26 protein-coding genes and 1 tRNA gene are annotated in these 25828 nt (G+C 66.3%); 6 read left to right on the forward strand and 21 right to left on the reverse strand.

The genetic code is table 11. From position 1 onward, the window contains the following. Window positions 1–122: 122 nt before the first annotated feature. On the reverse strand, window positions 123–299 hold the full coding sequence (locus tag HGB44_RS02635; protein ID WP_168443905.1) for a hypothetical protein: 177 nt from the start codon (window positions 297–299) through the stop codon (window positions 123–125). After that, window positions 296–1036: an N-6 DNA methylase gene (locus tag HGB44_RS02640; protein WP_168443906.1), complete on the reverse strand. Its 741-nt coding sequence runs from the start codon at window positions 1034–1036 to the stop codon at window positions 296–298. Before HGB44_RS02640 ends, HGB44_RS02635 begins: the two co-directional genes overlap by 4 nt. A 139-nt stretch (window positions 1037–1175) precedes the next feature. Here HGB44_RS02640 and HGB44_RS02645 point away from each other — a divergent pair, with 139 nt between their 5' ends. Further along, on the forward strand, window positions 1176–1421 hold the full coding sequence (locus HGB44_RS02645) for a hypothetical protein (protein ID WP_061079985.1): 246 nt from the start codon (window positions 1176–1178) through the stop codon (window positions 1419–1421). On the opposite strand, the gene HGB44_RS02650 is transcribed toward HGB44_RS02645, so the two are convergent. The 10 genes from HGB44_RS02650 to HGB44_RS02695 form a co-directional block, all read right to left on the reverse strand. Next, window positions 1422–3362 (reverse strand): DEAD/DEAH box helicase, encoded by a 1941-nt coding sequence (locus HGB44_RS02650; protein ID WP_061079984.1) that lies wholly within the window; start codon window positions 3360–3362, stop codon window positions 1422–1424. 224 nt (window positions 3363–3586) lie between these two features. Continuing rightward, on the reverse strand, window positions 3587–4597 hold the full coding sequence (locus HGB44_RS02655) for a hypothetical protein (protein WP_061079983.1): 1011 nt from the start codon (window positions 4595–4597) through the stop codon (window positions 3587–3589). A 114-nt stretch (window positions 4598–4711) separates the two neighbouring features. Continuing rightward, entirely contained in the window at window positions 4712–5032 is a 321-nt protein-coding gene (locus HGB44_RS02660) for a VRR-NUC domain-containing protein (protein WP_061079982.1), read from the reverse strand. 56 nt (window positions 5033–5088) lie between these two features. Next, window positions 5089–5232 carry a hypothetical protein gene (locus HGB44_RS02665; protein ID WP_168443907.1) on the reverse strand — a complete coding sequence of 48 codons (144 nt, stop codon included), beginning with the start codon at window positions 5230–5232 and terminating at the stop codon, window positions 5089–5091. Between the two features lie 176 nt (window positions 5233–5408). Next, window positions 5409–8660 (reverse strand): hypothetical protein, encoded by a 3252-nt coding sequence (locus HGB44_RS02670; protein WP_061079981.1) that lies wholly within the window; start codon window positions 8658–8660, stop codon window positions 5409–5411. Window positions 8661–8695: 35 nt separating this feature from the next. Then, window positions 8696–10564, reverse strand: coding sequence for a DNA primase family protein (locus HGB44_RS02675; RefSeq protein WP_061079980.1), 1869 nt, complete (start codon window positions 10562–10564; stop codon window positions 8696–8698). 1098 nt (window positions 10565–11662) lie between these two features. Next, window positions 11663–12458 (reverse strand): IS5 family transposase gene (locus HGB44_RS02680; protein WP_231972698.1). Its coding sequence is split into 2 segments (ribosomal slippage): window positions 11663–12128 and window positions 12127–12458, totalling 798 coding nucleotides; the frame shifts between segments, so codons are not numbered across the junction. A gap of 78 nt (window positions 12459–12536) precedes the next feature. After that, entirely contained in the window at window positions 12537–12977 is a 441-nt protein-coding gene (locus HGB44_RS02685) for a hypothetical protein (RefSeq protein ID WP_061080719.1), read from the reverse strand. A 194-nt stretch (window positions 12978–13171) separates the two neighbouring features. Next, complete coding sequence (locus tag HGB44_RS02690; protein ID WP_061080720.1) at window positions 13172–13957, reverse strand: CPBP family intramembrane glutamic endopeptidase; 786 nt, start codon at window positions 13955–13957, stop codon at window positions 13172–13174. Between the two features lie 18 nt (window positions 13958–13975). Continuing rightward, the gene (locus tag HGB44_RS02695; RefSeq protein ID WP_061080721.1) at window positions 13976–15901 is read right to left on the reverse strand and encodes a DHH family phosphoesterase; all 1926 of its coding nucleotides are present in this window, start codon (window positions 15899–15901) and stop codon (window positions 13976–13978) included. Between the two features lie 185 nt (window positions 15902–16086). Between HGB44_RS02695 and HGB44_RS02700 the strand changes: the two genes are divergently transcribed. Beyond that, window positions 16087–16437 (forward strand): histone-like nucleoid-structuring protein Lsr2, encoded by a 351-nt coding sequence (locus HGB44_RS02700; protein WP_061080722.1) that lies wholly within the window; start codon window positions 16087–16089, stop codon window positions 16435–16437. Between the two features lie 75 nt (window positions 16438–16512). Here the strand turns inward: HGB44_RS02700 and HGB44_RS02705 are convergent, their stop codons facing one another. After that, window positions 16513–17007, reverse strand: a complete 495-nt coding sequence (locus tag HGB44_RS02705; RefSeq protein ID WP_210751112.1) for a hypothetical protein — start codon at window positions 17005–17007, stop codon at window positions 16513–16515. Window positions 17008–17016: 9 nt separating this feature from the next. Continuing rightward, complete coding sequence (locus tag HGB44_RS02710) at window positions 17017–17313, reverse strand: hypothetical protein (protein WP_061080724.1); 297 nt, start codon at window positions 17311–17313, stop codon at window positions 17017–17019. A gap of 2132 nt (window positions 17314–19445) precedes the next feature. Here HGB44_RS02710 and HGB44_RS02715 point away from each other — a divergent pair. From HGB44_RS02715 to HGB44_RS02730, 4 genes are all read left to right on the forward strand, one after another. Next, the gene (locus HGB44_RS02715; RefSeq protein WP_168443909.1) at window positions 19446–19835 is read left to right on the forward strand and encodes a hypothetical protein; all 390 of its coding nucleotides are present in this window, start codon (window positions 19446–19448) and stop codon (window positions 19833–19835) included. Window positions 19836–19890: 55 nt separating this feature from the next. Further along, entirely contained in the window at window positions 19891–21195 is a 1305-nt protein-coding gene (locus tag HGB44_RS02720; RefSeq protein WP_061080727.1) for an acetate and sugar kinases/Hsc70/actin family protein, read from the forward strand. Between the two features lie 305 nt (window positions 21196–21500). Further along, window positions 21501–21656, forward strand: coding sequence for a hypothetical protein (locus tag HGB44_RS02725; protein WP_168443910.1), 156 nt, complete (start codon window positions 21501–21503; stop codon window positions 21654–21656). Between the two features lie 26 nt (window positions 21657–21682). Then, window positions 21683–21877, forward strand: coding sequence for a hypothetical protein (locus tag HGB44_RS02730; RefSeq protein WP_061080728.1), 195 nt, complete (start codon window positions 21683–21685; stop codon window positions 21875–21877). A 143-nt stretch (window positions 21878–22020) separates the two neighbouring features. On the opposite strand, the gene HGB44_RS02735 is transcribed toward HGB44_RS02730, so the two are convergent. The 7 genes from HGB44_RS02735 to HGB44_RS02765 all read right to left on the reverse strand — a co-directional run bounded on the left by HGB44_RS02735 (window position 22021) and on the right by HGB44_RS02765 (window position 25675). Next, on the reverse strand, window positions 22021–22470 hold the full coding sequence (locus tag HGB44_RS02735) for an NADAR family protein (protein ID WP_168443911.1): 450 nt from the start codon (window positions 22468–22470) through the stop codon (window positions 22021–22023). Between the two features lie 27 nt (window positions 22471–22497). Beyond that, a tRNA-OTHER gene (locus HGB44_RS02740) sits at window positions 22498–22645 on the reverse strand. Window positions 22646–23002: 357 nt separating this feature from the next. Continuing rightward, the gene (locus HGB44_RS02745) at window positions 23003–23380 is read right to left on the reverse strand and encodes a hypothetical protein (RefSeq protein ID WP_061080730.1); all 378 of its coding nucleotides are present in this window, start codon (window positions 23378–23380) and stop codon (window positions 23003–23005) included. Window positions 23381–23807: 427 nt separating this feature from the next. After that, on the reverse strand, window positions 23808–24101 hold the full coding sequence (locus HGB44_RS02750) for a hypothetical protein (protein WP_061080731.1): 294 nt from the start codon (window positions 24099–24101) through the stop codon (window positions 23808–23810). Between the two features lie 235 nt (window positions 24102–24336). Then, complete coding sequence (locus HGB44_RS02755; RefSeq protein WP_061080732.1) at window positions 24337–24609, reverse strand: hypothetical protein; 273 nt, start codon at window positions 24607–24609, stop codon at window positions 24337–24339. A gap of 220 nt (window positions 24610–24829) precedes the next feature. Beyond that, complete coding sequence (locus HGB44_RS02760; RefSeq protein WP_061080733.1) at window positions 24830–25054, reverse strand: hypothetical protein; 225 nt, start codon at window positions 25052–25054, stop codon at window positions 24830–24832. A gap of 279 nt (window positions 25055–25333) precedes the next feature. Beyond that, window positions 25334–25675, reverse strand: coding sequence for a hypothetical protein (locus tag HGB44_RS02765; RefSeq protein WP_061080734.1), 342 nt, complete (start codon window positions 25673–25675; stop codon window positions 25334–25336). Window positions 25676–25828 lie beyond the last annotated feature (153 nt).

Genomic DNA, 25828 nt, shown 5'->3' on the forward strand with positions numbered 1-25828 from the left:
CGACTGGGGCGCGGGTTTTTCGCTGGGATGCGCTCGAACGAGAGTCGATGGGATCGGAACGCCCTGCGCCCCGATCCCATCGACTCTGACCCGTGCCCGCCGTTAGGCGGGCCCGTCACATCTCAACCACGCTCATCAGAATCTTCACTGTCGTTGAACCCTGCGACGATCTCGTTGATAGCGTCGGGTATCGACGAATTCACGATCGCTGAAGCGAGTCGGTCGAGTTCGTCACCGCTGAGCGGGCGGCCGGCCCACTCCTCAAGCTGCGATCGTGTGAGAGTGATGCTCTTCATCATTTCTCTTCCTCTGTCGGCGATGTCGGGTCGGTGTCCGCGCTGGCATTGAGGTCGGACCGGTGTTGCAGTCGCGGGCCCCATCCGCCGAGGAGGTGGGCGGGGGTCGGCCAGGTACTGAAGACCTCGCGTGTGAGGGTGTCCTGGTGGCGGATGATCGCCGGGACGCCAAGCAGCGCCAGGTGGATGTAGATCATGTGGACGGCCTGCAGGGAGAGGTCTTCGGCCGTGACGTGCAGCTGGGTCTGATGGTTGAGCCCGTGCGCGCCCATCTCTTCGGTCACGGCGACGATGAACGCTCCAGCCCCGCAGGCGGGCTCGTAGAGCTCGGCGAACCCGTGGGCGGCCACCTGGTCGACGATGTCACCGATGGTCATCGCGGCCGCGAGCCGGGCGATGTCGCCCGGTGTGTAGACCTGGCCCAGGCGGTCGTTGCCGAGCTCGAGCTCCATGTAAAGGCGTCCGAGGACGACGTCGCTGGGCTTGGCCTCCATCGTCAGCGTGGTCAGTGCCAGGGCGTGGGCGAAGCGGTCCAGTTCCTCGCTCGAGTAGCAGTCGGCGATGGCGAGGTATCGCGCCTCTCGCTCGCCGCGCCCACGGATCTCGACGGCGTTGCGCAACGTCAGGGCGGCCGTCTCGACGAAGTTGTCGAAGACCACAGGGAGGCGGCGGGGCCCGGCATTGGCGCGTAGTAGCCCGGCGATCTCTCGGCGGTGGACTGCGGCTGTCGTCCTGGTCATGGGGGGCGTCCTGTTCTGGGTAGAAGACGCGGACGACCCGGCCGCCGGTGAGCAGCCGGGTCGTTCGCGGGGAGTGCGGTGTAGGGGTCGTCACTCCTGCCGGAAGAGCAGGGCGAGCACCGCGTCGGGGACGACCAGCGTGCTCATGGTCAGTTCAGTCGCGCGGGGTCCAGCGTCCACCGTTGTCGGCGCGGACTACTCGGGTGTCGACCAGGGCCTGCTCGATCTCGTCGATATACTCGGCGGTCTCGGTGAGCTCAGCCTCGCGGACGTCGTCACGGTGGAAGGCGAGCTGGCGGTCGATGCTCTTGACCTTGATCTTCAGCCACTCCTCGGCCTGCGCACGCTCATCGGCCTCAGCGACGAACTCGACTTGACACCCTGATCACGCAGGGGCGAGGGCTCGGATGTCGTCAGCGAGCTCATCGCTGAGAGCGGCAAGCTTCAGATCGTCGCGGCGCTGCATCGACACCGCGTCGAGCAAGGTGTCCTGGGTGTTCTTCTTCTCCCGCAGGACACCGGGCATCCGGTCGTCATGAGTGCCCTTGGTCAGCAGCCGGTAGATGGTCACCGGCCGCGTCTGTCCGGGGCGGTCGAGGCGTTTGTTCGTCTGCAGGTAGTGCTCGAGGCTGAACGGGAGGGTGTACCAGATGAGGGTGTGGCCGCCGCCCTGCAGGTTGAGCCCGTGGCCGGCCGAGGCCGGGTGGACGAGCATCACCTCGACCTGACCGGCGTTCCACCGGCGGACCATCCTCCGTGAGCCGTCGAACTCCTCGGCCCTGATCCCGGCTCCCTTCAGCCTGGTCAGCAGCTGTTCCTTGTCGGAGCGGAAGTGGTAGGCCAACAGCACCGGAGAGCCGCCGTTGTTGCGGATGAGGTACTCGGCCATCTCGGCCTTGGCGGTGTGGACGACCTCGTAGCGGCCCTTGGTCGACGGATCGTCCGGGTCGGAGGTGTAGAGCGTGCCGCTCGCGTACTGCAGCAGCTTCGAGGTCAGCACGGCCTCGTTCTGTGCCACGACCGTGGTCACCAGGGACATGCGGTTGGCGTCGAGGAAGCGCTGCAGGTGGCCCTGATACACGTCCTCGTGGTCGTCGCCCGTCAGCCCCGACAGCTCGGCTCGGATCACCTGGGCCTCAGGGGCGGACATGGCCAGCCACTGGTCGAATGCCTCGCGGGCGGCCTGCAGCAGGTTGTCGTCGACGATGTCGAGGACGAGCTCCCGCTTGAAGGACTTGTAGTCTTCCATCAGATCCGGCGCGAGCCTGACCGTCACGTCCTCGACCGTGCGGCCGGGCAGGTTGAGTTCGGTGTTCTCCGCGCTCATCACCAGGTGCCCGATGGCCCGGTGGATCTCGGACTCGGCATCCGGGTTGGGCATCCACTTGGCCGGGGTGTTGGTGCCGGGGACCATCTTCGGGGTGAACCACCGGCCGCGGAAGGCGGTGATGTTGTGCCCGAGAGCTTCGCCACCGTCGAGAAGATACATCTGCGACCACAGGCCTTCGAGCCCGTTGGCCGCGGGCGTGCCTGTGAGCTCAATGAAGCGGTCGACGGTGGGACGGATGGCCTTGAGCGCCTGGAACCGACTTGAGGAGTGGGACTTGAACCCTTGCGACTCGTCGATGATCACGGTGCGGAACGGCCAGGTGGGCTCGGTCTCGTCGAACAGCATCTGATCGACGAGACCGAAGCGGCACTGCCGACAGCCCTCGCTCGAGCAGGAGCGACACTTGACGGTCTCTCGCACCAGGCGTGAGGCCTTGAGCAGCTCCTTGATCCAGGCGGCGACACGGGCCTTGGCCGCCGGTTTCTCGCCACGATCGACGGCCGCGGCGATCACAGCCGAGACGAGTTCATCCTGCTTCAGCGGTCCCAGCGCCCGGCCCAGGTCGAGCACGGCCTGCGCCTCGGACGAGACCGGCACGGATCCGGCTGCGTCGGGGGCGGCGACGAGCACCCGGGTCGACTGGGACGACTGGGTGAGCATCTCCTGGTTGATGAAGTACATCGACGGGGGATCGGTGGCGATCTCGGCGAAGCGGGCGAGCCGCTCGTCCTTGCTCAGCTGCCGATCGTTGTCGTCAACGATGAGCGAACGGGTGCGGATAGGCATCTGCCACTTCTCGATCTCTTCGATCCAGGTCGACCGAGCGATCGCCACGGGAGCGACGACGAGGATGTGGCCGACAGGCCGAAGCTGCATGAGCGCGGCAAGGGTCGATAGCGTCTTACCCCCACCCATGTCCAGCCAGATACCGCAGTGCGGGCGGCTGGTGATGAAGTCAACCGTTTGCTGCTGGTGCGGTTTGAGCGCGATGGCCATGGTCGCCCCCCTTTCGTGGTCAGATGAATGCTTCGGCCTCCGAAGGCGACGAGATCGGCCTGCGTGGCCGGAGCCGCGGCGGGCCTGTCACGTTGACCTCGGCGATCCGCGCCCAGCTCGTTGGTCAGCAAGCGGTCGGGATGGTCCAGCGCAGGCCACCCAGGGGTACGAGGCGTGGACGCCGATGCGTTCCTGGGCGGCCTGCACTCGTGAGGTCGGGGCCATCAGGCCTCGCAGGCTTCCTTGATCAGCGCCAGCCGGGCCGTGGTGTCACTGAGCTCTTTCTCGAGCCCAGCGCAGCGCTCCTCGGCGGTAACGGCGCGGCGCTCCTGGGCGGCCACTTCGTCGGAGAGCGCCTTGTTCTGCGCCTCGAGGACCTGGATGCGGGGGTCCTCGCCGAGGAGCGAGCGGATCCGGCCGAGGACCTCAGCGGCGTCGGCCGGAAGCGCCGACTGGTCATCAAGGCCAAACGCAGCATCACCCTGAGGGTTCACGGTCTGAGCAACGGGGCGCTCGCGCCCATCAAAGGGCACGTCGAGACCGGCGCGGCGCAACTTTGTCGGCGTCGCGCGGTAGCGCCCGTCCTCTCCGCGACCGCCGACGGCCCGCAGCCGGTTGCGCACGGTTCGGCCGCACACCGCGTTGGCCTCGGCGACCTCGGCGACGGAGAACACTACTTCCTCGGTCCCCGGGGTTTCTCCGGGGGCCGAAGCGTCGGCCTTGTTGGGTGTCCCGAGCACGTCCGGTCTCTCCGGCTGATCGAGATCGGCGGTCGGCGCTTTGACCGGCGTCGAGCCGGAGGCGGACAGTCGTGCGAACAGCGGTGATCCGTCCGGTCCGGGAGAGACCTCGATCTTGTCGTGGGGGCCCAGCCCGTCCTGGGCGTCCATCCAGTTGGAGAAGGCCATGCCATGGGCCGCGAAGGCTTCGACGACGGTGATCGGCGAGGCGAAGGGCACGGGTAAGGACGACGGCTCCGATCGGGCTGCGTGCCCCTCGAGGAGGCGCTTGATGTCGGCCTCGGCGTTCTGGGCCGAGCGGTTGGGGGAGGTCGATGTAGGCGGCACGCTCGCCGTCTGGCCCGCGTTGTTGCGCAGGATGGCGTGGCCCTTGGACGAGACGCGACCGGTGCACCCGGCGTCGATCGCATCGAGGACGAGCCGGGCCGCACGTTGGTCGAAGGCCTTCAAATCGCGGTGGGTGAGCTGGCCGAAGGATGTCCGCCTCTTGGCCATCAGAGCCCACCACCCTTGTGAGCGGCGTTCGTGCTCGGGGCGGACGGGGTGCCGACGAATCGTGCGGCAGGCGATGAAGTTGTCATGGAGTGTCGATCCTTCGAAGCTGGATGGTCAGTCGGCGGTGAGCTCAGCGACGAGGGCGTCGACGGCCGATCGGCTGTCGACGACGTAGACGGCCGCGCCAGCGCGGAGCATCTTGGCTCTGACCGCCTGCTGGAGGCGGCGGAGGCGTCCGCCGGGGCGCTTGACCTCGACGAAGACCGTGGCCCGAGGGGCGATGACAACGCGATCGGGCACTCCTGCCCTGCCGGGGCTGGTGAACTTCCAACAGAGGAAGCCGACGGCCCTGCAGCTCTCGAGTAGGTACGCCTCGATCTCGTTCTCGATGGTGCCGGTGTCAGTCGCCGACGCTGCGCGGTCCGCAATGCTCATGGGCTCCCCCGTCGCCGTTCGTGCTTTCCGTGAAGCGTGTGGTCGGTGGCCGCGCCTCAGGCGACGGCCATCCAGCGCTTAGCCGAGTTACCGAAGACCGAGACGACCCTCTCGTTGTCCTCCTTGACCCGGATGCCCGGTTCGGAGGCCCTCGGTGTGTCGGGGGCGCCTGCTCGCACAGTCAGTGTGGACTGGGACATGATTCGACTCTTTCGATAATTATCATTCAATGTCGATACACCTCCGACTCTACTCGATTATTGGGTGATTCGATTGCGAGTGGGCTCCTGCGGCAATGGTCGCGCCGATACGAGGACAGACCCCGCCGACGACGGGTCGCTGGTGGAGCCTGCGGCGGCCACAGGGAAAGGGCGCGCTAAGCGGAGTTCTTCCAGTTCCGCGAGAACGTCGCGTCGAGCATCCCCAGGTAGACCTCGAGGTCGAGCGAGGCGATGAGGTCGTCAAGCACCTGGGCGTCGAGAGCGTGAAGGTCGTCGTTGCGCACGACCATCGACCACGAGGGATTGATGCCGCTGATGCGCTGGGCGACGACGTCGCGATCCTCGGGGATGAACGTGAGCCCGTCGGCGGAGCCGAGCTCCAGGCGGTCACCGGCCCAGCCGTGGGCGCGCAGGATGGCCAAGGCCTCCTTCTCGCGCCTGACCGGGGCCTCCCCCAGCTCGCGACGCCGCTCCTTCGAGTCGGCGTTCACGACCCTCGCCCTGGCCGAGAGCAGGCTCTTGGCGCCGGGCGTGCCGTGCTCGACGACGAAGACCCGGTTGACCGTCTGCAGGGCCTGTGGGTTGGCCAGGACCAGATTCTCGTCGAGGGCCTCTTCGTCGTCCCGGCCGAGCGGGTCGACGGCGAAGGGATAGGTGATCGAGCCCCGTGAGGCGGTGATGATGTTTTGGAAGAGCATCAGAGTCTTTACGGGGTCGTCGGGATCGATCGCCGCCTGGAGGATCGTGCGCCCCAGTTCGGGGTCGAAGGGCTCCGACAGTGCCCACTCCCCCCTGGCCGCGACCGTCTGCAGGTAACGGGCCAGAGCGAAGTCGGTCACCGCGGGGTGAGCGAGCTTCTTCGCGGGTGTGGGACCGGCGTGGCAAGCCAGCGTCCCTCCGCCGGCCGCGTCGATCTCCCAGTCAGCGACCGGATTGACCGGCGCGTGATCGACGTGGTCGTCGGCGGCTTTGTCTTCTTCGGGCGGGACGAGTTCGAGCCTGTTGTTCGAGTCTTTGCTGATGAGGAACATCGGCTCCGGCTCGATCTCGATGCCGATCGCGGCCTGCTGCTCGGCTAGCACCCTGTTGTTGGTCTCGGCGCTGAAGGCCCCCGGCGCGCCGGGGGTGTCGACGACGGAGTAGAGGCCGTCGGTGTTGGTCGAGATGATCCGCGCCCCGGCCAGCGTCTGGGCCTGGCCGATCCGCCAAGAGAAGAGCTGGCCGATGATGCGCATCGAGATGATGGTGTTGTTCATCCGGATCGGTGAGTTGCCGAAGGTCGTGTCCCCGGCACCGGAGGCCGAGTTAAGGATGAGCTTCGTCCCGTTACGCAAGGTGTGCAGCCGCGCCTTCTCTTCCGGGGCGATGCCCGGGACCTTCATCTGCTTCCCGTAGCGCTCCTTGTCGAAGAAAATCTTCGCGTAGCGGTCCTCGCCCAGATCCGGGTTCCAGAACGCCCGCATGTTGCGCAGGAGGTTCGGGTAGTAGGAGCTGAAATCCTCGTGGATGACGTGGCCGGCCGAGGTCCGGGCGTACTTGGCGTCGAGTCGGGTCGACCGGTCGCCCGGCTTCTTCTTGTTCTCGACGAACAGCTCCGGCTGCCTGGCCGCCGGAACCTGACGGTATGTCGCACCCGAGATCGTGTGTTTGGCCAGGACCGCCTTGCCGAGGAGCGCCTCGCCGGTGGGCAGGACCACGTTGAGCTCCTCGGCCTTGGGCCGCTGGGTGGCCAGCAGCTCCTCGGGATCGGTGACCTGCTCCTGGGCCAGGGCCAGCTGCTCGTTCTGGACGTCGTCGCCCTTCTTCGGCTTGCGCCACTTTTTGCCGCTGATGACCAGCGACTTGGTCACCTGCGAGCCGTCGGGCAGCGTCAGCAGTTCATGCTGGCGCTTGGCCGCGGCGCGGAAGTCGAGCGGGTCGGGGAACGCCGACTGCGCGCGCAGGAGCATGTTCTCCGCCTCGGCATAGGCGAGCTGGTCGGCGGCATAGGCCTTCATGTCTGCCTCGGCCCCGTGAATGCCGCCGGTGGAGAAGGTGGCGAAGCAAGAGGTCGGCCTGCCTGCGGCGTCGAAGTAGGGCAGGTTGTTCGGCAGCCTCGGGAGCTCCTTGAGCACCTTGGCCTCGCGGTCGCCGTGGACCCTGCGGTACTCGTCGGAGTCGTTGAAGTTCTCGCCCTCGATCGACCGGTAGTAGGCGACGACGTCCATGAACTGCCGGTGGGCCTCGGCCTGGTCGGGATTCGTCGCCCGGTCGGGGACGACCTCGTCCTCGAAGAAGCACTGGCACTGATCAAGCACGTTGACCTGCTCGATGCCCTGCTCCTCGGCCACCGACGTCGCCGGGTACTTGAAGGACACCGTGGGGATGTCCTCGAGCTTGCCGTAGGGCGAGAGGATGAGGCCGACGAACTTCGCCGAGGTCGAGTCGATGGTCAGTCGGTTGCGGCGGACCCGGGACGGGTCGATCGCCGGCTTGCCAGTGCGGTAGTCCTTCTCGTAGACGGTCTCCGGGTACTCGGCGAGCAGGCCGGCCTTGAGGTCGAATGCCGAGGAGTAGGTCGGCTCCTCGAACAGCTGAGCCAGGCCCAGGCAGTCGGAGACGTTGTAGGCCAGCAGCTCGTAGAGGTCGTCGAGCTCGGTCAGCGTCGTGTCGTGGGACAACCGGTCGGACTCCTTGATCTGGCGGCCGAGGAGTCCGAGCAACCCTTTGAGCGGGACCTTCCACTGCAGCTCGTTGAGGCGGGCGATGTCGATGTGGCGACCGGAGTGGAGCATTGCCTGGCGGATCGATGCGGCGGTCGAGTCCCAGCCCAGGTACCTGGGCATGTACTCGATGTTGTCTGCGCTGAAGAGCCGGTCGTTGTGCGTGCGCATCTCGGCGGCCGTGGTCGGTCGGAAGACGTCGCCCTCGGTGGCCTGGAACACCTCGTTCAGGTAGAGGGCGAGCATCGTCGTGTCGTAGTTCGTCGAGTTGTACCCGGCGAGGAACGGGTGGGCCGCGGGGTCGTACCCGGCGTCGGTGTCGCAGACCGGACGCAGACCCGCCGGGTAGGACGACGACTCGGCCGGGTCGTTGACCCGGTCGGCGTCGGAGAGACCGACGATCTCGGCGAGCCGGACGTTGCTGGCCTCGTTCCGTAGGTCGAAGAAGGTCACCGCGGTGGCGGGGAATGCCGGTAGTCCCGGGTTGGCTGCGAAGAGCCGGCGGCCGAGGGCCTGGTGGTCGATGGCGTCAGCGAGGTTGGTGCCCTCACCCGCGTCGTCGACGAGGTAGAAGACCTCGACAGTGCCCGCGCCATCGGAAAACGGCGTGTAGGCGACGAGGCTGAAGACATTGGCCAGCGACTCGATGTCGTAGAAGGTGAACAGTGACTGCTCAGCAGTGATGGGTGTCCTCTCGGTGCTCATGAGGGGTGTGCCTTTCTCCTGGAGGGGGTTTCGGCTCAGCCCTGGGCGTCCCGGTCGTCGTCGCCGCCGACGGTCTGGCGGAGGAGCCCGCGGTAGTTGGGCTTGAGCAGAGGGCGGGAGGCCTTGGTCGGGTCCGTGCCGATGTAGCCGGGCTGCTTCCATGCTTTGAGGTCGTACTCGGCGATGAGGGTCTCCGGCTCGCTCATCAGCCCGGTGTCGGGCTTGCCCGGCCGGATCTTCCGGTTTTTGTCCGGGCAGTGCCATTCCTGGTCGGACTTGACGATCGCGACCAAGTCGGTGACGAACTGCTGCCTGGACACCGGCGAGCCCGACGGCGAAACCGAGACGAACCAGACCTTGTAGAGGTCGTAGAGGAACGTGAACGGCAGCAGGTCCCAGGCGAAGCGCTCCCTGAATTCCTCCCAGTACGCCCTCACCGGGTCGTTGGCCTCCTTGTACTCGGCCAGCACCATCCTCGTCACTGGCGGCTCGGCCAGCTCGTAGTAGCTGCCCGGGGCGTCGTCCGAGGTCTCGGTCTTGTGCTCGGAGGTGCCCGCCCTGTGCAGGACGTGCCAGAGCGCGTACTCGAGGACCTCGGTCCGCTGCAGGTAGTCATCCTTGATGTAGCGCTTCTCGGCCCCGGTGAAGGACTTCGAGAAGGGTACGAACAGCTGCCTGCGGTAGAACGACTCGGATTTGTCCTTGACCCGCGGGAACTCGTTGAGGCACTGGACCATGAAGCCGAAGAACTGGTAGGCGATCGGCATCCGGTACTTCCGGTCGATCTGGATGACGTCGCCGGTCACGACGGCCTTGAGGTTGGCGGCCTTGTCGATGAAGGTGCCCACGTCGTTCTCGTCGACGATGATCGCGTTGGCCCTCACCAGCGGCTCGAGGGCGAAGTTCTTGCCGAAGTCGGCCAGCGGGATCGAGGTGTGCGAGCGCGGCCCACACAGGTTGCGCATGAGCGAGCACAGTGTGCCCTTACCGTTGTTGCCGGACTCGGAGTAGAACCAGGCGGTCTTGTTCCAGCGCACGTGCGGGCGGATGATCGCGCCGATGATCTCCCACAACAGGTCGGCCACGCCCTCGTCGTCGGTGAGCTCATCGATCCAGGACACGATGTCCCAGGTCGAGCCGTCGACGGGGTGGACGAAGACCGGGTTGGGCGCATCGGCGACGTAGTCGACGTGGCACTTGGCCAGGAAGACCAGGGCCGGGTCGAAGGCAACCAGGGTCTTGGGCTCGAAGGAGAACTCCGTGCCGCCGATGGTCTCGGTCGCGGGCTGACTGCCGTAGTGGAAGACACCGTTGCCGACGGCGATGAGGTCGCGGTGCAGGCACTGGGTGGTCCGCGGCGCGTCCTCCTTGAGCACGGCCATGACCTCTTTGAAGTCGTTGAGGGTCAGGCCGGCGTGGTAGCGGCGGGCCTTCATGCGGATGTCGTCCTCGCTGACCGTGTAGGTCCCGCGGCCCGGGCCCGAGGCCTGGTACATCGCCAGCAGGTCGTACTCGCGGTCAGTGTCCTTGTCGGAGGGAGCGATGCGCTTGACGTGGTGCAGGTGCAGGAGGCTCTGGGCGATCTGCCAGGGGGTCAGGTGCTTGGCCATGGGCAGCTTCATGGCCCGGAGGTTGGTCTTGGTGTTCTCGACCACGACGACACCGTTGACGATGGCCAGCAATTGCTGCTCCAAGGCTGTCGGCCGCGGTGGTCGGGCGGAATCGAGATCGGCGAGGTAGGCCTCGGTGACGAAGGTGATGACCTGGTTCAGCGGCGAGATGGCCTGCGTCTTGGCGAAGTGGGCCTTGATCGTGTCGAGGGTGGACTCGACGTCGTGGACGGCGTTGTCGGCTGACCTATCGGGGTCGGCTGACGCAGATGTGCTCTGGTCAGGAGTCGTCATGAGGTTGTCTCCCTGGCGAGCGAGACCTGCCGGCGATGGCGTGGGAAGCCGATTGGTCTCGTTATAAAATGGAACGCGATGCCGACCCTATGACATGCAAATGGTCTTTCGCAATGCATTGAATCGTGACTTGATGATCAGTGGATGCTCGATCTGCGGCGCGGCGAGCGTCAGTCAGGATCGATCCAGCCCAGCGAGAAGCCGATTTGATCGAGGCCGGACGCGGGCGCCCTGGCGCGAGCAGGTGGCTTCTCGTGCATCACCAGCCCGGAGGCGGCGTGAGCCGCCTACAACAGGCCAGAAGGGCGCGACAGAGAGTTCTTCGCTCGCGAGGGATCGACACACAGGGACACCAAGAGGTGGTACCCCCTGAGGGTTCAGAGAGCGCACAACAGAGCGTGGTACACCTGTTTGCCCAGGTCAAAAGGAAAACAGGAGGGGCTTCGTACCACGTGTACCACTTCTCAGTCTTGAAGTGGTACATCCGTTTGCCCAGACCAGGGGAACTTTATATACCCCCTGTACCACTCGTACCACATGAATGACATGAAGCAATGCGCGCAATGCAGACCCCCGCCTCCCCACCGACGTCCCGGCGCCAACGAAGGCGCCTCCTCTTCCCTATAAAAGAGCGAAGAAAATCTGGTACGCGTGGTACAACGTGCTGGATAACAGCCTCGACCTGGGCGAACATCTGTACCACGGCGTGAATTCAATGTGGTACACGCCATCTGGCGACCCTCTTCAGAAGAAGCGTTTACCCAGCTCAGAGCGCAAAGGATGGATGTACCAGAGAAAGTGGCACACAATGATCCATGCGACGAAGCTTCCTCGACGCCGACCTGGCTTAATTGATGAACCATGCGATCGACCCCCATTGCAACCATGAGCGATACGAATGATCCTTGCCTCTCGGGATCGTTCGATTCATTGCGCGGGGAATGGATGCCCTGATAGAGTCGGGCTCAGGTGAACGGCGGCTTGTTCAGCTCTCACCCTCGTGTGGTTGTCTCACAGGAACGTGAAAAAGAAAGAGGCCGGAGGTCCTCCCCGTGGGAAGGGAGCCTCCGGCCTCTTTCTCGTGTCTAAGAGCTCATCTCAAAAGCCGTCAGCATGCTTGGCCAGGTGCTTGTAGCAGATGAGGATGCAGGCGATGCCGAGCATGGCCAGGAAGGTGGAGGCCTTGCGCTCCCAGCGCACGTTCAATCTGCGGTAGGAGCCCAGCCAGGCGATAGAGCGTTCGACCTTGTACCGGTGGCGTCCCAGACGTTGGGAGGACTCGATGCCGGGACGGGCCAGGCGCACGCCGATGCCGCGCTCGCGCAGCCAGCGGCGCTGGTCCCGGGAGTGGTAGGCCTTGTCGCCGTGAAGTTTGGCTGGACGCCGCCGCCGGGGACCTCGCCGCGATCGCACCGCCGGAACGCCCCGGACCAGGGGCTTGAGCGCTTCGATGTCGTTGACGTTGGCCGCGGAGACCGCGCAAGTCAGCGGGAGGCCCTGGTTGTCGCACAGCAGGTGGAGCTTGGAGCCGGGTTTGCCGCGATCAGTGGGGTTTGGCCCCGTGCTCTCCCCCTCTCTTGGCGCGGATCGACTGGGAGTCGACAGTGGCGCGGGACCAGTCCAGCAGGGCGCGTCTGCCCAGCTCATCCAGGATCGTGCGGTGGATCGTGGGCCACAGGCCCATCTCGGTCCAGGTCTGAAACCAGCGGTGGGCGGTGGCACGGGTAACGCCGAACAGGCCATCGGCCTTCTCCCAGGAACAGCCGGATGCCTGGACGAACAGCACCGTGGTCAACACGGCTCTTTGGTCCGCCCGGGGTCGGCCGGTCCGCGGCGCGGGAGGCAGTAGCGGCTGGACGATCTCCCAGAGCCCATCGGGCAACACATCGCTCACAGCACGTGATCATGCCAGGCTCAGGAGCATCTCGTAGGGCTTTTGAGATGAGCTCTAAGAGACTGCGGACACTGGACCTCAGTACGGAGCGAAGTCCGCGGGGTTGAAGCCCGAAAGGGACGCGTCGTCCCGGGAATATCCCGCTTTGGGGGATATGGTCTGGAAGGATCGGTCGGTCTCGATGGCGTAGACCATCTTGTAGGTGACCACGTAGTCGCGGCTAACCGGGATGTGGCCCGTGGAGCGCTCGACGCTGATTTCACGGAAGCCGGTCTCGAACTCGAGGCGGCTGAGCGTCCGGGCCAAGCCGTTCTTGCCTCGGCGCACGGCTTCTTCTGGGCTCTTGGCGTAGAAGGTCAGCACGGCGAGGTGTGTGCACCCGCGGTCAAGAGTGAGGGCATCGCTGTCTTCGGCGCCGATGCTGGTGTCCATGCTCACGGAGGCGCGGCCGATCGCGGAAGCACTGGGGCGCAACAGCTTGCCGTCCGCGTCGTACTCACAGGGTCCGATGACAGCCATGATGATCCTCTCCTCTCTTCACGAGTATGACTGATGAACAACCTTCAGTCACCCACCCGGTGGCCGGATGGCCCGGTCACCTCGGTCCGACCGAGTCCCTGAGCGACCTCGCGCGCGAGCGCGGCAGCCATGGGGACTCGGTCATCACCGAGAGCAGAAAGGAGATGGAGCCTCGTCCTGGATCCCGATCGCCCTCAGGTAGCGGGTCCGACCGTGGCGCCGACGCGGGCGAGGCCGGCGAGCACGAGCCCGTAGGCCACGCCCAGCGGAATCACGGCCAGCGGATGGGCGAGGAACCCCAACCAGGCCGGCGGCACGAGAGCCGCGGCGAGGTTGAAGCCGATGTGGACCAGGACGACGGGGACGAGACCGCGCGTGCGCTCGTAGACGATCGCCAAGAGCGCTGCCAGGGGCAGGACCGAGGCGATCTGGACGATGTTGGCGTGCATGATCGCAAAGGCCGCGGCCTGGATGGCCACGGCGACGACGACCGCCACTCGCCTGCGCAGCAACGGGTAGAGCGCTCCCCGCAAGAGGGCCTCTTCGCTGAGCGGGGAGACGAGCAGGGCGAGGATGATCGCCATCACGCCGGCGGAGTGCCGGGAGGCGGCCTGGGCCTCGAAGCCCGGCGAGCCGAAGACAAGGTAGAGCCACAGCCCCATCGTCTGGCCGGCTAGGAAGGCCAGCAGCCCGGCACCGGCCACCCGCGACCAGAACCGAACGGCTCCGCTCCTGGCCCCCGGCAGGACGGGAGTGGGCTCATACGCGAACCAGGCCGGACGCCTCCAGCGCAAGAGGCCGACGACGAGCGTGACCACCACGCCGAGGACCACCGTCGCGGTGATTGGGTCGGCCACGAGTCCAGCGGCGGCGAGCCCGAGGGCGATGTAGGCGCCGATGACGAGGACGGGTACGGCCAGGCACCAGAGGAGCGCCCCGGCCTGGGGCCGGGAGCCTGCGGGATTCGCTGATGCGGCCATAGCCGGGGGCTCCTCGCGTTATGCCAGTTGTTCGTCGATGACGAGCTGGACGCGGGTCTCGCCCATGAACTCGTTGAGCTGGAGCTTGGCCAGGAACCGAAGGGGCTCTGCCCCCGGGTCCTGCTGGGCGTCACAGACTCTGACCGCGAGCGCCTCGGCGTGTTCGTCTGCGGCGTTCCACCACAGGCACGCCAGGCCGTCGCGGGTGATCACCCGCAGGTGCTTCTTGCACCGGAAGCACACCCACCAGCCGCGCTCGCCCTCCTCCCCGTTTTCGGGGGTGCGTTCGTGGTCGCAGTCGGCGTCGGAGCCGATGCGGCCGACGCGCAGGTCGGCCGGGGGCAGCACGACCTCGATTCGCGGTTCGGCGAAGGCGTGGCCGAAGGGTTTGAGGGACTCCAGGCGCTCGACGAGCTCAATGAGCGGGGTCATGTCCGTCAGCGGAGCGTCGGCCGCATCGGCCGTGCCCAGAACGAGGTCGCCGGGCGAGGAGGAGGGGTCGAGCCGGAGCATCGCCAGCCGGGTCTCGTCGGACAGCACTTGGGCCAGCTGTGCGAGCCGGTCGGCGCGCTCGACCCGGACACCACAGGCCTGCTGGTGACCGATGGCCGACAGACCCTCGTGCGGCTCAAGGCTGGAGATGATGTCGAACCACTCCGGGGCCCGGCCAGAGCCGGAGACGAACTCGTCGGGACGCGCGGGCCGGGCGACGACGACGGTCGGGCGGCCGGTGCGCTGCATCATCTGGTTGGCCAGCAGTCCGTGCATGCCCGCCGGGGCAGAGGAGAAGTAGACCCAGGGGGTCAGCGGCTGGTCGGCACCGAGGATCTCCTCGGCGTAGGCGGCGGTGAGCTCCTTGCGGCGCTCGTTGCCCTCGATGACCATCCGGGCCGCGTCGAGCTTGGCCTCGGGCGTCGGGGCGGTGAAGACCTCGAAGCACGGGGCCAGCGGAGCCTCGATGCGCCGCGGCGAGTTCATCGCTGGTGCCAGGTAGAAGCCGTAGAGCCCTTCGTTGATCGAGTCGACCTCGCGGATCTTGCCCGCCTGTGTGAAGGCCTTGAGCAGAAGTGCGAAGCCCTCGAAGGCCGAGAGGAAGACCGGGTGGTGGTCGTCGGCGCGCAGCAACTGCAGTAGGACGGCCCGGTCGACGTCGATCCTCTCCAGGTCGGGGGCGAGGCCGCCGAACCGGTCGGGGACCGTCTTCGGGGGCGTGACCCACAGCAGTCGGGCCAGCGAGAGCGAGTCGCGCACGAGCTGGCGGTTCTCGTACAGCAGCGGCATCACGTCGGAGATGGTGCCGAGGCCGGCGAAGAGCCGCAGCAGACGGACCTCCCACAGCTTGTCGGGACGGTGGGCGGCCGCATGGGCCTCGATCACCTGGTAGAGCACGTGTGCCCCGCAGATGCCCTTGAGCGCGTAAGTCTCATCGATGCGGCAGGGGTCGACGGTGACGTCGGCGCTCGATCCGGGCTCGAGCTCGGCGTGGTGGTCGGTCACCAGTGTCGTCCACCCCAGCGTCCTGGCCGCGGCGATGCCCTCGTGGGAGTTCACTCCCCCGTCACAGGTGAGCAGCACCCGAGTATCGGGCCAGGCCGCGTGGATCTCGGCGATGTCCTCCGGGCGCAGGTCGTGACCGCGACGGTAGTCGGGCAGATGCAGCTCGACGTCGAAGCCGAGCTCGGACAGACCCGCGTAGCCGAGGACGCCGGAGGCGATGCCGTCCATGTCGAAGTCGGGCGCGATGACGACCTTCGCTCCCGAGGCCCGGGCGTCTTCGAGCACGGCGACCATCGTCTCGACGTCCTTGAGGGCGTCGTGCTCGTCGGACTGGATGGCCGCGAGGTACTCGTCGGTCCAGCCCCGGCGGGCGCAGAGCGTGGTGAAGAGGCCCTGGCCGGTGACACCGGCGAGGTCGTCGATGTCGATGGTGGGAGCATAGGTCACGGCGAAGGCCTTTCGGATCCGTGGTTTCTTCACGCGCGGATCACGAGTCGGCGCGCATGATTCGATGGTGTGATTCTAGCAGTGCATGACCTCAAGGATGCTCGTGTAGCAGCACGAACGGGCTTTAGTCAACGATTCGGCGGTCTGTCTTTGCGGCCACGGATCCGTGGGTTACCCTCACCAGTATGGCCATCCGAGAAGTGATCGAATCAGATCTCAGCGGCAAGCCCGATGCGGCGACCTTCACCTTCGGAGTCGGCGATCAGTGGTACGAGGTCGACCTGACACCCGAGGAACGGAAGAAGCTCGAGGCTTCGCTGAAGGAGTACATGAAGGTGGGACGCAAGGCGTCCAAGGAGCCAGGGAAGAAGAAGGTCGTGCCCAACACGACCCCAGAGCAGCGGGAAGAGATCCGGAAGTGGGCCAAGGAGAACGGCTACGAGGTGGCCGAGTACGGGAGAATCCGAAAAGAGGTCTTCAAGGCGTACTGGGATGCCCACGGCGGCTCACCCAAGGACGACCCCTACGATTCGTAGACCAATCCACAGACTAGTGGATCGGCGAAGCCCCGGACCGACGGCGGTCCGGGGCTTCTGCGTCCATGCCGCTGTTCAGGCGCGGACGAGGTCGACGACGTCGAGGCCGGCGGCCATCGCAGCGCGGCGGCAATGGACGGTACCGTGTGAGAAGTGACCTCGTCGAACGGGCAGGAGCTGCTCGTCGTTCGCCCGCGGGCAGCCGTCCTTGTCGCAGAGGTCGAGGAAGGCCGCGGCCTGTGCTTCGGTTCCCGCCTCGCAGAGCCTGAGCACGGCGTTGACCATCTCCAGGTTGCGCCGCAGCCCGGCCTTCTTGCCGTGGGCCTTCCAGTCCGCGGGCATCTTGATGACGTCGAGGCCTGCCGACCTCCACAGACGCTCGGCCATGGCGTCGGCGCTGCGCCCGTGCTTGTCAGCAGGGCAATGGCCCGAGACCAGCACGGGCCGGGTAATGGGGCCTCGAGCGGTCCAATCGGTCCAGACCTCGTTGAAGACCCGGCGCATGGCGACCTCGTCGTCCCAGGTGCGAGAGCCGGTGACGAGGAGCACGTGGGAGTAGTCGAGAGCCATGATCGGATCTCAGTCCGTCAAGGCGTTGACGGAGGTCCGCGCACCGTTGTCGTCGACGACGATGATCGGCTTCTCGTGACGAAGGCCGATGACCACGACGTACCGACCGTCCTCGCCGCGCTCGATGTGGACGGTGCACACGGTGGTCGCCTCGTCGTTGTCGAAGTCGACTCTGCCGAAGCGGTCCTCTTCGATGGCGCGGGCGTCGGACGACGACTTCTCGAGAGCGAGTTGCGTCGGGGTCGGCCAGACGCGGGGCTCGCAACGGGCACCAGTGTCGTAGGGCGTGAGATAGGGCGTAGGCATGCGGATCGTCCTTTCGGTCAATGATTCTCGGAATGATTCGGGTCAGTCGGAGACGGCGGTCTCGTGCTCGCCGCTCTTGCGCTCACGGCAGCGACGAGCGCCGGCCCCGCCGCTGGCGCTGGGCTTGAACCGGAGGTCCTCGTCGCCGCAGGGATGGCCTTGGGCCAGTTGGTCTTGCGGTCGTGGACGGCCATGAACTCGTCACTGCGGATGATGGTCTCGGCGCTCGTCACAGGCTCGAGGTGATCGGGATGAGGGCTGATGCAGGCGCGGTTCCTGCAGTCGTGATCGAGCACGCGGCCGAAAGGCCTCGAGTCAGCTCGTATGGGCGCTGGGGTCGAATCGTGTCGACAGGGGCCTGGGCACCTCCGTCGACTCCTGCTTCCTCCCGTGCCAGCTGTGCTGGCCATGAGCCATCGCCTGGCAGTCATCGAGGCGATCGTCATTCCGCTCATGGGTGCGCCCGCAGGGCGTCTTCCTGTGGATACCGGGCGAGCGCCGAGGCGGCTCATTCTTCTGCAGAGCGCAGCGGATGGGCATAGGCCGAGGGAGCGCCAGCGACCGAGGATCCGGAGGATAAAGCTGTCGGCTATGCCGACCAACCCGACCGAGCGCAGCGAGGGTCCCCGTAGGGGTGGGTTGCCAGCTTTACTTATGCCCTTTTCTCTTTTCCCCATGTTCCGCGTCCGAGGCCTTGGCCGAGGACCGGAACGGCTCGTGCATCAGGGGAAACGTTGTGTACACCCATCAACCGTACGGTCCGTTATCGGCCGCGAAGCGGTGTACGGGCGGTTGGGTTTTCCCTGGCCATGGCAACAGAGCGGCGTACGGCAGTTTCAACGACCGTGGCACCGCCGTACGGTCTGGGTTTCTTCGCTTCAGCGAGGTACGAGCGGGTGACCGTACGGTTGTTCCCCTACTGCTGCGCTCCTTGCGTCGATATCGTGCAGCAGCTGTCACCGCAGGCGTGGCCACAACCTTCTCTTCGTCGTCGCGATGACCGCATCAGCCTGTGGACCACTCTCGTGGCAGTCCTCGTTCCGAACCCCTGCATTCGTTGTCACCGTCTGTCGCTCCACCCGTTGTCGCGGCGCCTGCTCCGCTTCCTCACCGGGTACCTTGTTGCCCCGCGCCCGAGGCCGGCTCCGCCCGTCGCTGCCCGTTCATCGCCGGAGCCGGATACCCGCCCCCTCGTGAACTCGTCGCGGCCCCGCGGCCGGGGTAGTCAACGTGGGCGCATGAGGAAGAGGGCAACCCGCTGGCAGCGAGCCGCTCTCCCCCGTTTCACTACTCGTGTCGCCACCTCGTCATCGCTGCGGAATCCACTGCGGTCGCCGTCAGCACGTGCTCGAGAGCCTCTGGCACCTTCCTCAACCCTAGGAACGGTCTCGTTTCGCGTACCGGATCCGGTCATCCACTGCAACGATTCGGTCGGGCTTGGGATTGACGCGGTCATGCTTGTCAATGCTGTGTCCGGCTCGTTGCCAAATCCGGTTTCCGGGGCCGTATCGCGGCGCCACACCTCCACTCCGGCATCGTTCCGGCCCGAACGTGGTTCGTCTGCGGTCGGATGGCGACCATGCATGGCCAATGTCGAATCGCTCGGTCATTGTCGGTTCAAATCGGGTCATCGGTGGCCATGAACCGCCAATGATGTGGCCATGGATGGGAGGGGCTCTTCTTCGACCACAGCCACCCATGATCCGCCCGGATGGTGCATCACTGCCGGGCGTGATGTGACCGAGGTTGGTACGTGGTCGTGTCACGCCCTGCCCGAAATACCGCCATTGCTGGCCAGTGACAGGCCATTACCGGGTGTGTCATGGACGGTCCTCGGAAGTCGTGGTCAAAGCCGGGCGCGAAGCGTCCGAGATGAGGTCTGTTCTGGCCGCACACGTCGACCGCCGTGGGGCGGCCGCGTGCGAGACGCTCTGCGCACGTACCGGGCTCGTTTCGGATCTGACCATGGATGGCTTGCCATTGGTCATTAATGACCATTAGAGTAGCATCAAATGATCGATAAAATCGGCGATGGACTCGTCACCGAGCGCAGAGGAAGGAGACACGGATGACCACGGCGCGAGGGGTTCGAGATGGTTGCTAAGACGAAGCCGGAGCCCAGGCGGGTCCGATTGACGATCCCTGCCGCCGACGAGTCGTCGCAAGCGTGGATCGACCTCCAGGACGACCCGTCGGCCTCCATGCGGATGCTCATCCGCGAGTCGATTCAGCGCGACGGCTATGTCGACGTGGTCAATCGGCCCGTCGAGCAGCAGCCCCGTCGGGGGCGGCCGCCGAAGAGCGAGGAGGAGGATTTCGCGCAACTGCCGCAAGTTACCGCTGCCGACGAGATCGGCGGCCCCGAGCCCGACGGGGCCGAGCCGGCAGAGGAGCCCCGCCACGAGGTGGAGGACGCCGAGGAGCCGGAGCAGGAGCAGGTCGAGCCAGCCGCCGCCGAGCAGCCGAAGACCAAGAAGCCCCAGGCCCCCTCGGGCCTCGACGCCTTCCTCACCGGTTCGTGAGGGCCGACCGCGACGAACGCGCATTCCACGACAACTACTGAGAGGTTCCCCCAGCATGAGTACGCAGGACACGAGCATGAGGCTCACCGGCGGCATCGACGTCGGTAACGGTTACGTCAAGGGGGTCGTGCGCGGCACCGTGGACGGCGAGACGGTCTACGATTCCGTCGATCTGCCCTCGGCGGTCTCGAGCACGTCCCGGTCGATGCCGAAGGTCCCCGAGGCCGACTCCGACGCGATGACCGTGGCCGTCGACGACGACTTCTTCAACAAGTTCTCCGGGTCGTTCACCACTCCCCTGGTCGGCCACTCTGATCTGCGCACCATGGGCCGGGCTGCGCTGACGATGCGCGGGTCGAAGTTCACCCAGTTCGAGGTCGTTGGTACCCGGTCGAAGGCCGACCAGGAGCTCTCGGCCGTCCTGGTCCTCGGCGTCTTCGCCGCCAAGGCCCTGCGCGACTACGTGCGCGCTCACGGCGCTCTGCCCGAGGCCGAGCTGCGGGTCGCCGTTCGCGCGGGGCTGGCGCTACCGATCGCCGAGTACGTCCAGCGTCGGTCGGCCTACGCCGCGCAGTTCATTGGCGCTCTGGGAGGCGCGGACCCGGCGGTGCACATGGTCACGATCAAGAACTTCTCGACTCCGGTGGCGGTGCGCCTGCAGTTCGAGGACGTGCAGGTCCTGCCTGAGGGCGCGAGCGCGCAGTTCGCCATCGCCGACAAGGGCCTGGGCCTGGCCCAGGCCCTGCTCGACGATCTGCGGGCCTCGGACCCGGCGGCGGCGGAGGGGCTGGCCGACGTCACCGCCGAGGCACTGGTGGGCGTGCGCAACACCATCGGCGTCGACGTCGGCGAGGGCACGGTGAACTTCCCTGTCTTCACCGACGGCGACTTCAACCCGGAGGCCGCGGCGACGCTCGAGCAGGGTTACGGCACCGCGCTGACGAACGCCCTGGAGCAGATGGTCACCAGCGGGCACAAGAACCTCGCGTTCGCCAACCGCAAGCAGCTCGCTGACTTCCTCCAGACCGAACCGAGCCCTTTCACGCGCGGCCGCTACGACATCGCCTCCGGCTTCGTCGAGGAGGAGGCCGGCTACCTCTGCGACGAGATCGGGACGCGGTTCGAGGACGTCCTGGTCGAGGTCGGCGGCACCACCGAGGTGATCTACGTCTACGGCGGCGGGTCGGGCCCGATCAAGGAGCTGCTGCGACCGGTCCTGCAGAAGGCGGCGGGCTCCACGCCGGTGCTCTACCTCGACTCCGGCTACTCGCGCCATCTCAACCGCGAAGGGCTCTTCCTCGCCGCGACCACCGCGGAGGAGAACGCGAAGAAGGGCAAGCACAGCACCGCCGCGGCCTGAAGCCGACGACGCCCGGTCCTCCTCCAGAGCATTCCTGGGGACGAGGGCCGGGCGTTTTCGCGCCGTTCGACCTGAGGACCAAATCGCAATTGGACTCCTCATTTAAATCATCATTGAATAGACTTACGGTGTCATGAGATCCGGACAACCGCGGACGGGTCCGCTCAAAAACCAAGCCGTGACACGCGGCGGGCCGATCTACACGGCCGGGCGGATGGCTGAGATGACCGGGCACACGCTGTCGAGCGTCGTCGAGCTGCCCGCCCGGATGTGGAACGCGGCGATGGCGATCACCGGCCAGGCTGATGTCAGTCATCGACGTCCCGCGTATCGCCGTCGATGTCGCGTCCTCGACGACGGCCGGCCTCGGCTCGAAAGCGGCCCTGCAGAGCATGGGCGCGATGCTCATGATCGGCGACCTCAAGGTGCCGCTGGCGAGCGGACTGCGAACCCAGCGATGACGGATCGGACAGAGAGGAACGGAGCAATGGACGACGAGGACAAGGGCGGTGAGAAGCGACCCGGCCTGATCGACAGGATCAAGCGGATCTACGTCGAGCGGCCGATCGTCTTCGCGCTGGTGGTCATGGGCGGCTCCGCCGTGGCCCTGGTCGTCGGCGGCTTCCTGGTCGGTGACCTCGGGGCGTCGACGACGCTGGCCCCCGGGCCGATGTCGCCGTGACGGGGCCGGGGCACGGGTCCACGCGGGCCTCCAACCAGGCCCTCGTGGAGAAAAAAAGGAAGCCTCCCCGCCAGAGCAACCGTGGTTGCTGGCGGGGAGGCTTCTCTGTCGTACAGCAGGGACGCGGCGATGAGCTCGTCGTGTTAGCTCACCCGCTGGTGGGCGCGAATGGCCATGATCAATTCGCCGAGCATGTTCTGGCCGACGGTTTGAGCGTGCCGGTCGCAGAAGCAGTCGCCCCAGAACTGATCGTGCCAGCGGTTGGTCTCGACCAGCCGGAGTGATCCGGTGGCCTGGAGCCTGGCGCTGAGCTCGGGCACGGAGAACTTCGCCATGAGCACTCGCTGCATTGCCCAGACGCGTACTCCGGTATCCCAGTCCGGCCGCAGAGTTACGTGCCGTCCGCGCCTCTTGCTCTCCCCTGGTGTCGGGGCAGCCAATACGTGGCGGCGCTCGGCGTCACAGAGGGTCTTCAGTGCGTTGAAGGCGTGCTCTCCGGACGGCACGTCCGTGCTGAGCTGGGAGACGAAGAAGGACGTGGTGTCGAAGTTCGACAGGAATCCAAGCTGGCCGGTGAACATGGGGGCGGGCAAGGTGGTCCTCCTGGTGGTTGTGTGCCGTGGCGCTCGCGGGGATCGAACCCGCGACCTCTCGTGCGTCGCCCTGCGCCGGGCCTGTCGCCTGGGTCTGCCCTCCCGGTGGTCGCGATGCGGAGTCGAACCGCGGGCAGTCAGAACGCCGAGTGCTCTACCGCTGAGCTAGAGCGCCGAAGTGATGGTCGTGCATCGGAATGGTGGTGACCCCAGACGGACTCGAGCCGCTCGCACCGCAGTCGCGGCGCGTCCTCGTGCGGTAGTTCGGCACGAGGTCCTGCATCGCCCGTCCAGGGAAGCGGTGAAGATCTTCTTCGGGGAAACCCCGGCGAGGCTGTGCCGAGCCCTGCGGAACGTCGGCGGAATCGCTCCTCCGGGCTGCACAGGTGGCAGTGAACAGGCCCAGGTCCAGGTGCAGTCACACCGGGCGTAGAGGACCTCGCGTGCGTCGGACTTGGCCGCGACGGCCGCATCGGCCCCCGTCCGTGCAGTGCTGCCCTGGTCCATATGTGGTCGGACATGGTGTTTTCCTTCAGATGAAGATCTGGGTACCGCGCACGATCTCGATGGCCGGGATTCTCAGGCGGTGGCCGCCGACGGGGTAGGCGGGATGGTCGGAGGCGACGACGATGCAGTCCCACGAGCCGGAGTGGCGCTTGCGCGGCCGTGGCTCGCGCTGGCGGCCAATGGCCGGTTCGGTCTCGGCGTGGAACTGGAAGGGCACTACGACGACGCGGTATTCACTCTCCCCGGTAACCCTCCAGGGCAGTTCGATGAGCAGGTCCTGGGGCCACTCGAGGATGGTCACGGGCAGCGTCGACAGCGCGTGGGTCTTCGAGCCGGTCGCGGCGGAGGCCAGACGCTCGCGCTCCTGTTCTGCGGTCTCGGTGAAAGGACGGGTGAATGCCATGGTGATCAGTGCTCCTTGTCGGCCTTCTGCTGGGGTCGGTTGTTCAGGCGGGCCTTCGTCGAGACGGCTTCGACCTCGTCGCCGGACTTGGCGATGCGCGTGGTCATGACGGCCTCCCGGGGGTGATGACGTCTTTACGAAGAAGCTCCCGAGCTCGGCTGCGCCGAGCCTGACGAGCACGAGAAGTGCGGTGACAAGCCTCGGAGTCGTGAACCACCCGCGCCTCGTCCTCCATGGGGTCTTCATCCAGGAGCACCCACGGACCCGCATGCTGGTCCGGATCGTCGACCAGCGGACCGTTCGGCGGGGTGGTGACCACCATGTACGAACCGGGCCCGGGGACGAAAACAGTGGGGCCCGTGCCCTCGCGCGCGAGCGGAAGATCTGCGTGCGCCAGAGCCCGGGCCAGAGCGATGACCACGCCGAATCAAGTCACCTCGCCCCATAGCTCGACCGCCTCCTTGGCGTCATCAGCGCTCAGAGCGGTGGCAGTCATCAATACCGGTTCCCAGGAACAGGGTTCATCGCTGCTGTCGACAACCGCCATGATCACGAACTCCCCGTCGTCGGTATCACGGAAGGCGTCCAAGGTAGCCGCAGACGTGAGCGTGGGGAACGAGCCGATGACAGCTCGGGTGGTGGGCAGCCAAGGGTCATCAACGGTCAGAGCACGGTCGGCTACGGTCTTGTCGAGACCGCGGGACTCTTCGTTCCAGGCCATGAGCGGGCACGGTCATGGATGGCTCCGATCTCGTCAACGATGGGCCCACCGCTGCCGCGAGCGGCTTGCGCTCGGTCATCCCCGACCAGCGATGCGTGGCTCGGTCACAGCCGGTCCCATCGTGGTCATGCGCGGCAGGGTTGTGGCCCCGGCACTGCGCCCATCGCCGGGCTGCCTCAGCCCGGCGATGGGCGGGGTTCCCCCGGGTAGCAGCACCTCGCGATCGCTCTTCGCGTCAGCGATGGTCGCGGGACTTCTTCGTCTCGGTGGTTGCCCGGCCCGCGCTTCTGATGTCAGCGGCCAGGGCTGAGATGAAGCGGGCGACGTGGGCGGGCCAGGTCAGGGTGAGCCGGACGCGGCCGGCCCACGAGCGCCGCATGGCGACGCGGTTCTCCGTGGGCTCCTGGCGGCACAGGTTCCACCAGTAGAAGTAGCCGAGACCGGTCACGACGCCAATCACCAGGGAGATGTAGAGCCAGGCGGTGAACAGGAACGTGATGATGGGCATGTCAGCCCCTTTCGGTGATGGGTTCGGTAAGGCCTTGATCAGCTGATCGCACGGAGGTCTGGTGTCAGGGTTCGGGCGCCTCGACGCCGAGCGCGACGCAGAGGTTGTTGACCTCGCCGCAGGGTTAGTCGGGGGAACTTGTCGGTCATGCCGACCTCGACGACTGGACAACCTCCGCCAACCTTTACGTCGTAGATCGATACAGGCACCGTGGGTCGGCTTAGGTGATCACCTCGGTGACCTGGCTGCCCGCGACCTTCCAGGTTGTGCGCAGGTACTCAGCGAAGGTCTCGTCGGTGACTATCGCCCCTGTTCCCGCTCCGTCCTCGGCGAATATGAAGCCGCCGTGGGTGATGTCGGAGACGATCTGGCCGGTCCTCACCGAGGTCCCGTACGGGGTCGTGCGGGTGATGCGCACCCGGTCCCCGCGCGCCAGCTCAACCATCACCGCTCACCGGCCATCGCGGTCTCCAGCTCGCTGGCGCGGCGGGCGTCGATCAGGGTTTTGCGCTGCGCGGTGGAGGTGTCCTGTGTGGTGTGCATGGCGAAGCGGTCCTTTCGTGTGGTTTTGTCTGCGGGTCCTGAGCACGTTTGTCGAGACGCTCGGCTGGGAAACACCAGCCGAGCGTCTCGCTAAGCTCCTCCAGGCGGCCAACTAACTTCACGTGTTGCGACGACCGTTGGAATCCGCCATGCCGAACAGGGGCTATGGAGTCCAGAAACGTCATGCACAGGAGTCGCACACCAGGAGCGATCGCCCCTCACGGTCGGTGCTGGCCTCCTCCCAGAGACCGGCCAGCGCCCGCGCGCGGGCATCGTCCTCGTCGTGGCCATGCATGAGGCTGACGCAGCCACTCTCAGCGGTGTGGTCGGGGGAGGCGCAGCCCTCTACATCAGGACCATCACAGTCACATTCCAGTAGGTAGCAGTAGTACGGCAGCTGCACCGGGGTGTACGTCGGAGCCCAGTAGCGACCGTGGGAGGCGGCACTCTCCTGGGTGGGGAAGTGCTCCACGACCTCGGTCACCCGGGACTGGGTGTAGTGATGGCCCGCAGCGTCTTGCAAGATCCAGCATTGAGTGCGGTTCATGGTTTTGCCTTTGATCAGCTGGTTGGGTGGTGATCTGGGTGTGCAGGGAATTCTGGAGGAACCCCAGGGTGGCGACAGCGTGGGCCATCGCCTCGCCGGGTTCCTCGTCGGCTCGCAGACCGGCCAGGG

Source organism: Nocardiopsis alborubida (assembly GCF_012396365.1).
Taxonomy (GTDB): Bacteria; Actinomycetota; Actinomycetes; order Streptosporangiales; family Streptosporangiaceae; genus Nocardiopsis; species Nocardiopsis alborubida.

Bases quoted from the DNA above. Each gene is read 5' to 3' on its own strand.
- HGB44_RS02635 (WP_168443905.1), bottom strand. From the start codon at position 299: ATGATGAAGAGCATCACTCTCACACGATCGCAGCTTGAGGAGTGGGCC.
- HGB44_RS02640 (WP_168443906.1), bottom strand. From the start codon at position 1,036: ATGACCAGGACGACAGCCGCAGTCCACCGCCGAGAGATCGCCGGGCTA.
- HGB44_RS02650 (WP_061079984.1), bottom strand. From the start codon at position 3,362: ATGGCCATCGCGCTCAAACCGCACCAGCAGCAAACGGTTGACTTCATC.
- HGB44_RS02655 (WP_061079983.1), bottom strand. From the start codon at position 4,597: ATGGCCAAGAGGCGGACATCCTTCGGCCAGCTCACCCACCGCGATTTG.
- HGB44_RS02660 (WP_061079982.1), bottom strand. From the start codon at position 5,032: ATGAGCATTGCGGACCGCGCAGCGTCGGCGACTGACACCGGCACCATC.
- HGB44_RS02665 (WP_168443907.1), bottom strand. From the start codon at position 5,232: ATGTCCCAGTCCACACTGACTGTGCGAGCAGGCGCCCCCGACACACCG.
- HGB44_RS02670 (WP_061079981.1), bottom strand. From the start codon at position 8,660: ATGAGCACCGAGAGGACACCCATCACTGCTGAGCAGTCACTGTTCACC.
- HGB44_RS02675 (WP_061079980.1), bottom strand. From the start codon at position 10,564: ATGACGACTCCTGACCAGAGCACATCTGCGTCAGCCGACCCCGATAGG.
- HGB44_RS02685 (WP_061080719.1), bottom strand. From the start codon at position 12,977: ATGGCTGTCATCGGACCCTGTGAGTACGACGCGGACGGCAAGCTGTTG.
- HGB44_RS02690 (WP_061080720.1), bottom strand. From the start codon at position 13,957: ATGGCCGCATCAGCGAATCCCGCAGGCTCCCGGCCCCAGGCCGGGGCG.
- HGB44_RS02700 (WP_061080722.1), top strand. From the start codon at position 16,087: ATGGCCATCCGAGAAGTGATCGAATCAGATCTCAGCGGCAAGCCCGAT.
- HGB44_RS02705 (WP_210751112.1), bottom strand. From the start codon at position 17,007: ATGGCTCTCGACTACTCCCACGTGCTCCTCGTCACCGGCTCTCGCACC.
- HGB44_RS02710 (WP_061080724.1), bottom strand. From the start codon at position 17,313: ATGCCTACGCCCTATCTCACGCCCTACGACACTGGTGCCCGTTGCGAG.
- HGB44_RS02720 (WP_061080727.1), top strand. From the start codon at position 19,891: ATGAGTACGCAGGACACGAGCATGAGGCTCACCGGCGGCATCGACGTC.
- HGB44_RS02725 (WP_168443910.1), top strand. From the start codon at position 21,501: ATGTCAGTCATCGACGTCCCGCGTATCGCCGTCGATGTCGCGTCCTCG.
- HGB44_RS02730 (WP_061080728.1), top strand. From the start codon at position 21,683: ATGGACGACGAGGACAAGGGCGGTGAGAAGCGACCCGGCCTGATCGAC.
- HGB44_RS02745 (WP_061080730.1), bottom strand. From the start codon at position 23,380: ATGGCATTCACCCGTCCTTTCACCGAGACCGCAGAACAGGAGCGCGAG.
- HGB44_RS02750 (WP_061080731.1), bottom strand. From the start codon at position 24,101: ATGGCCTGGAACGAAGAGTCCCGCGGTCTCGACAAGACCGTAGCCGAC.
- HGB44_RS02755 (WP_061080732.1), bottom strand. From the start codon at position 24,609: ATGCCCATCATCACGTTCCTGTTCACCGCCTGGCTCTACATCTCCCTG.
- HGB44_RS02760 (WP_061080733.1), bottom strand. From the start codon at position 25,054: ATGGTTGAGCTGGCGCGCGGGGACCGGGTGCGCATCACCCGCACGACC.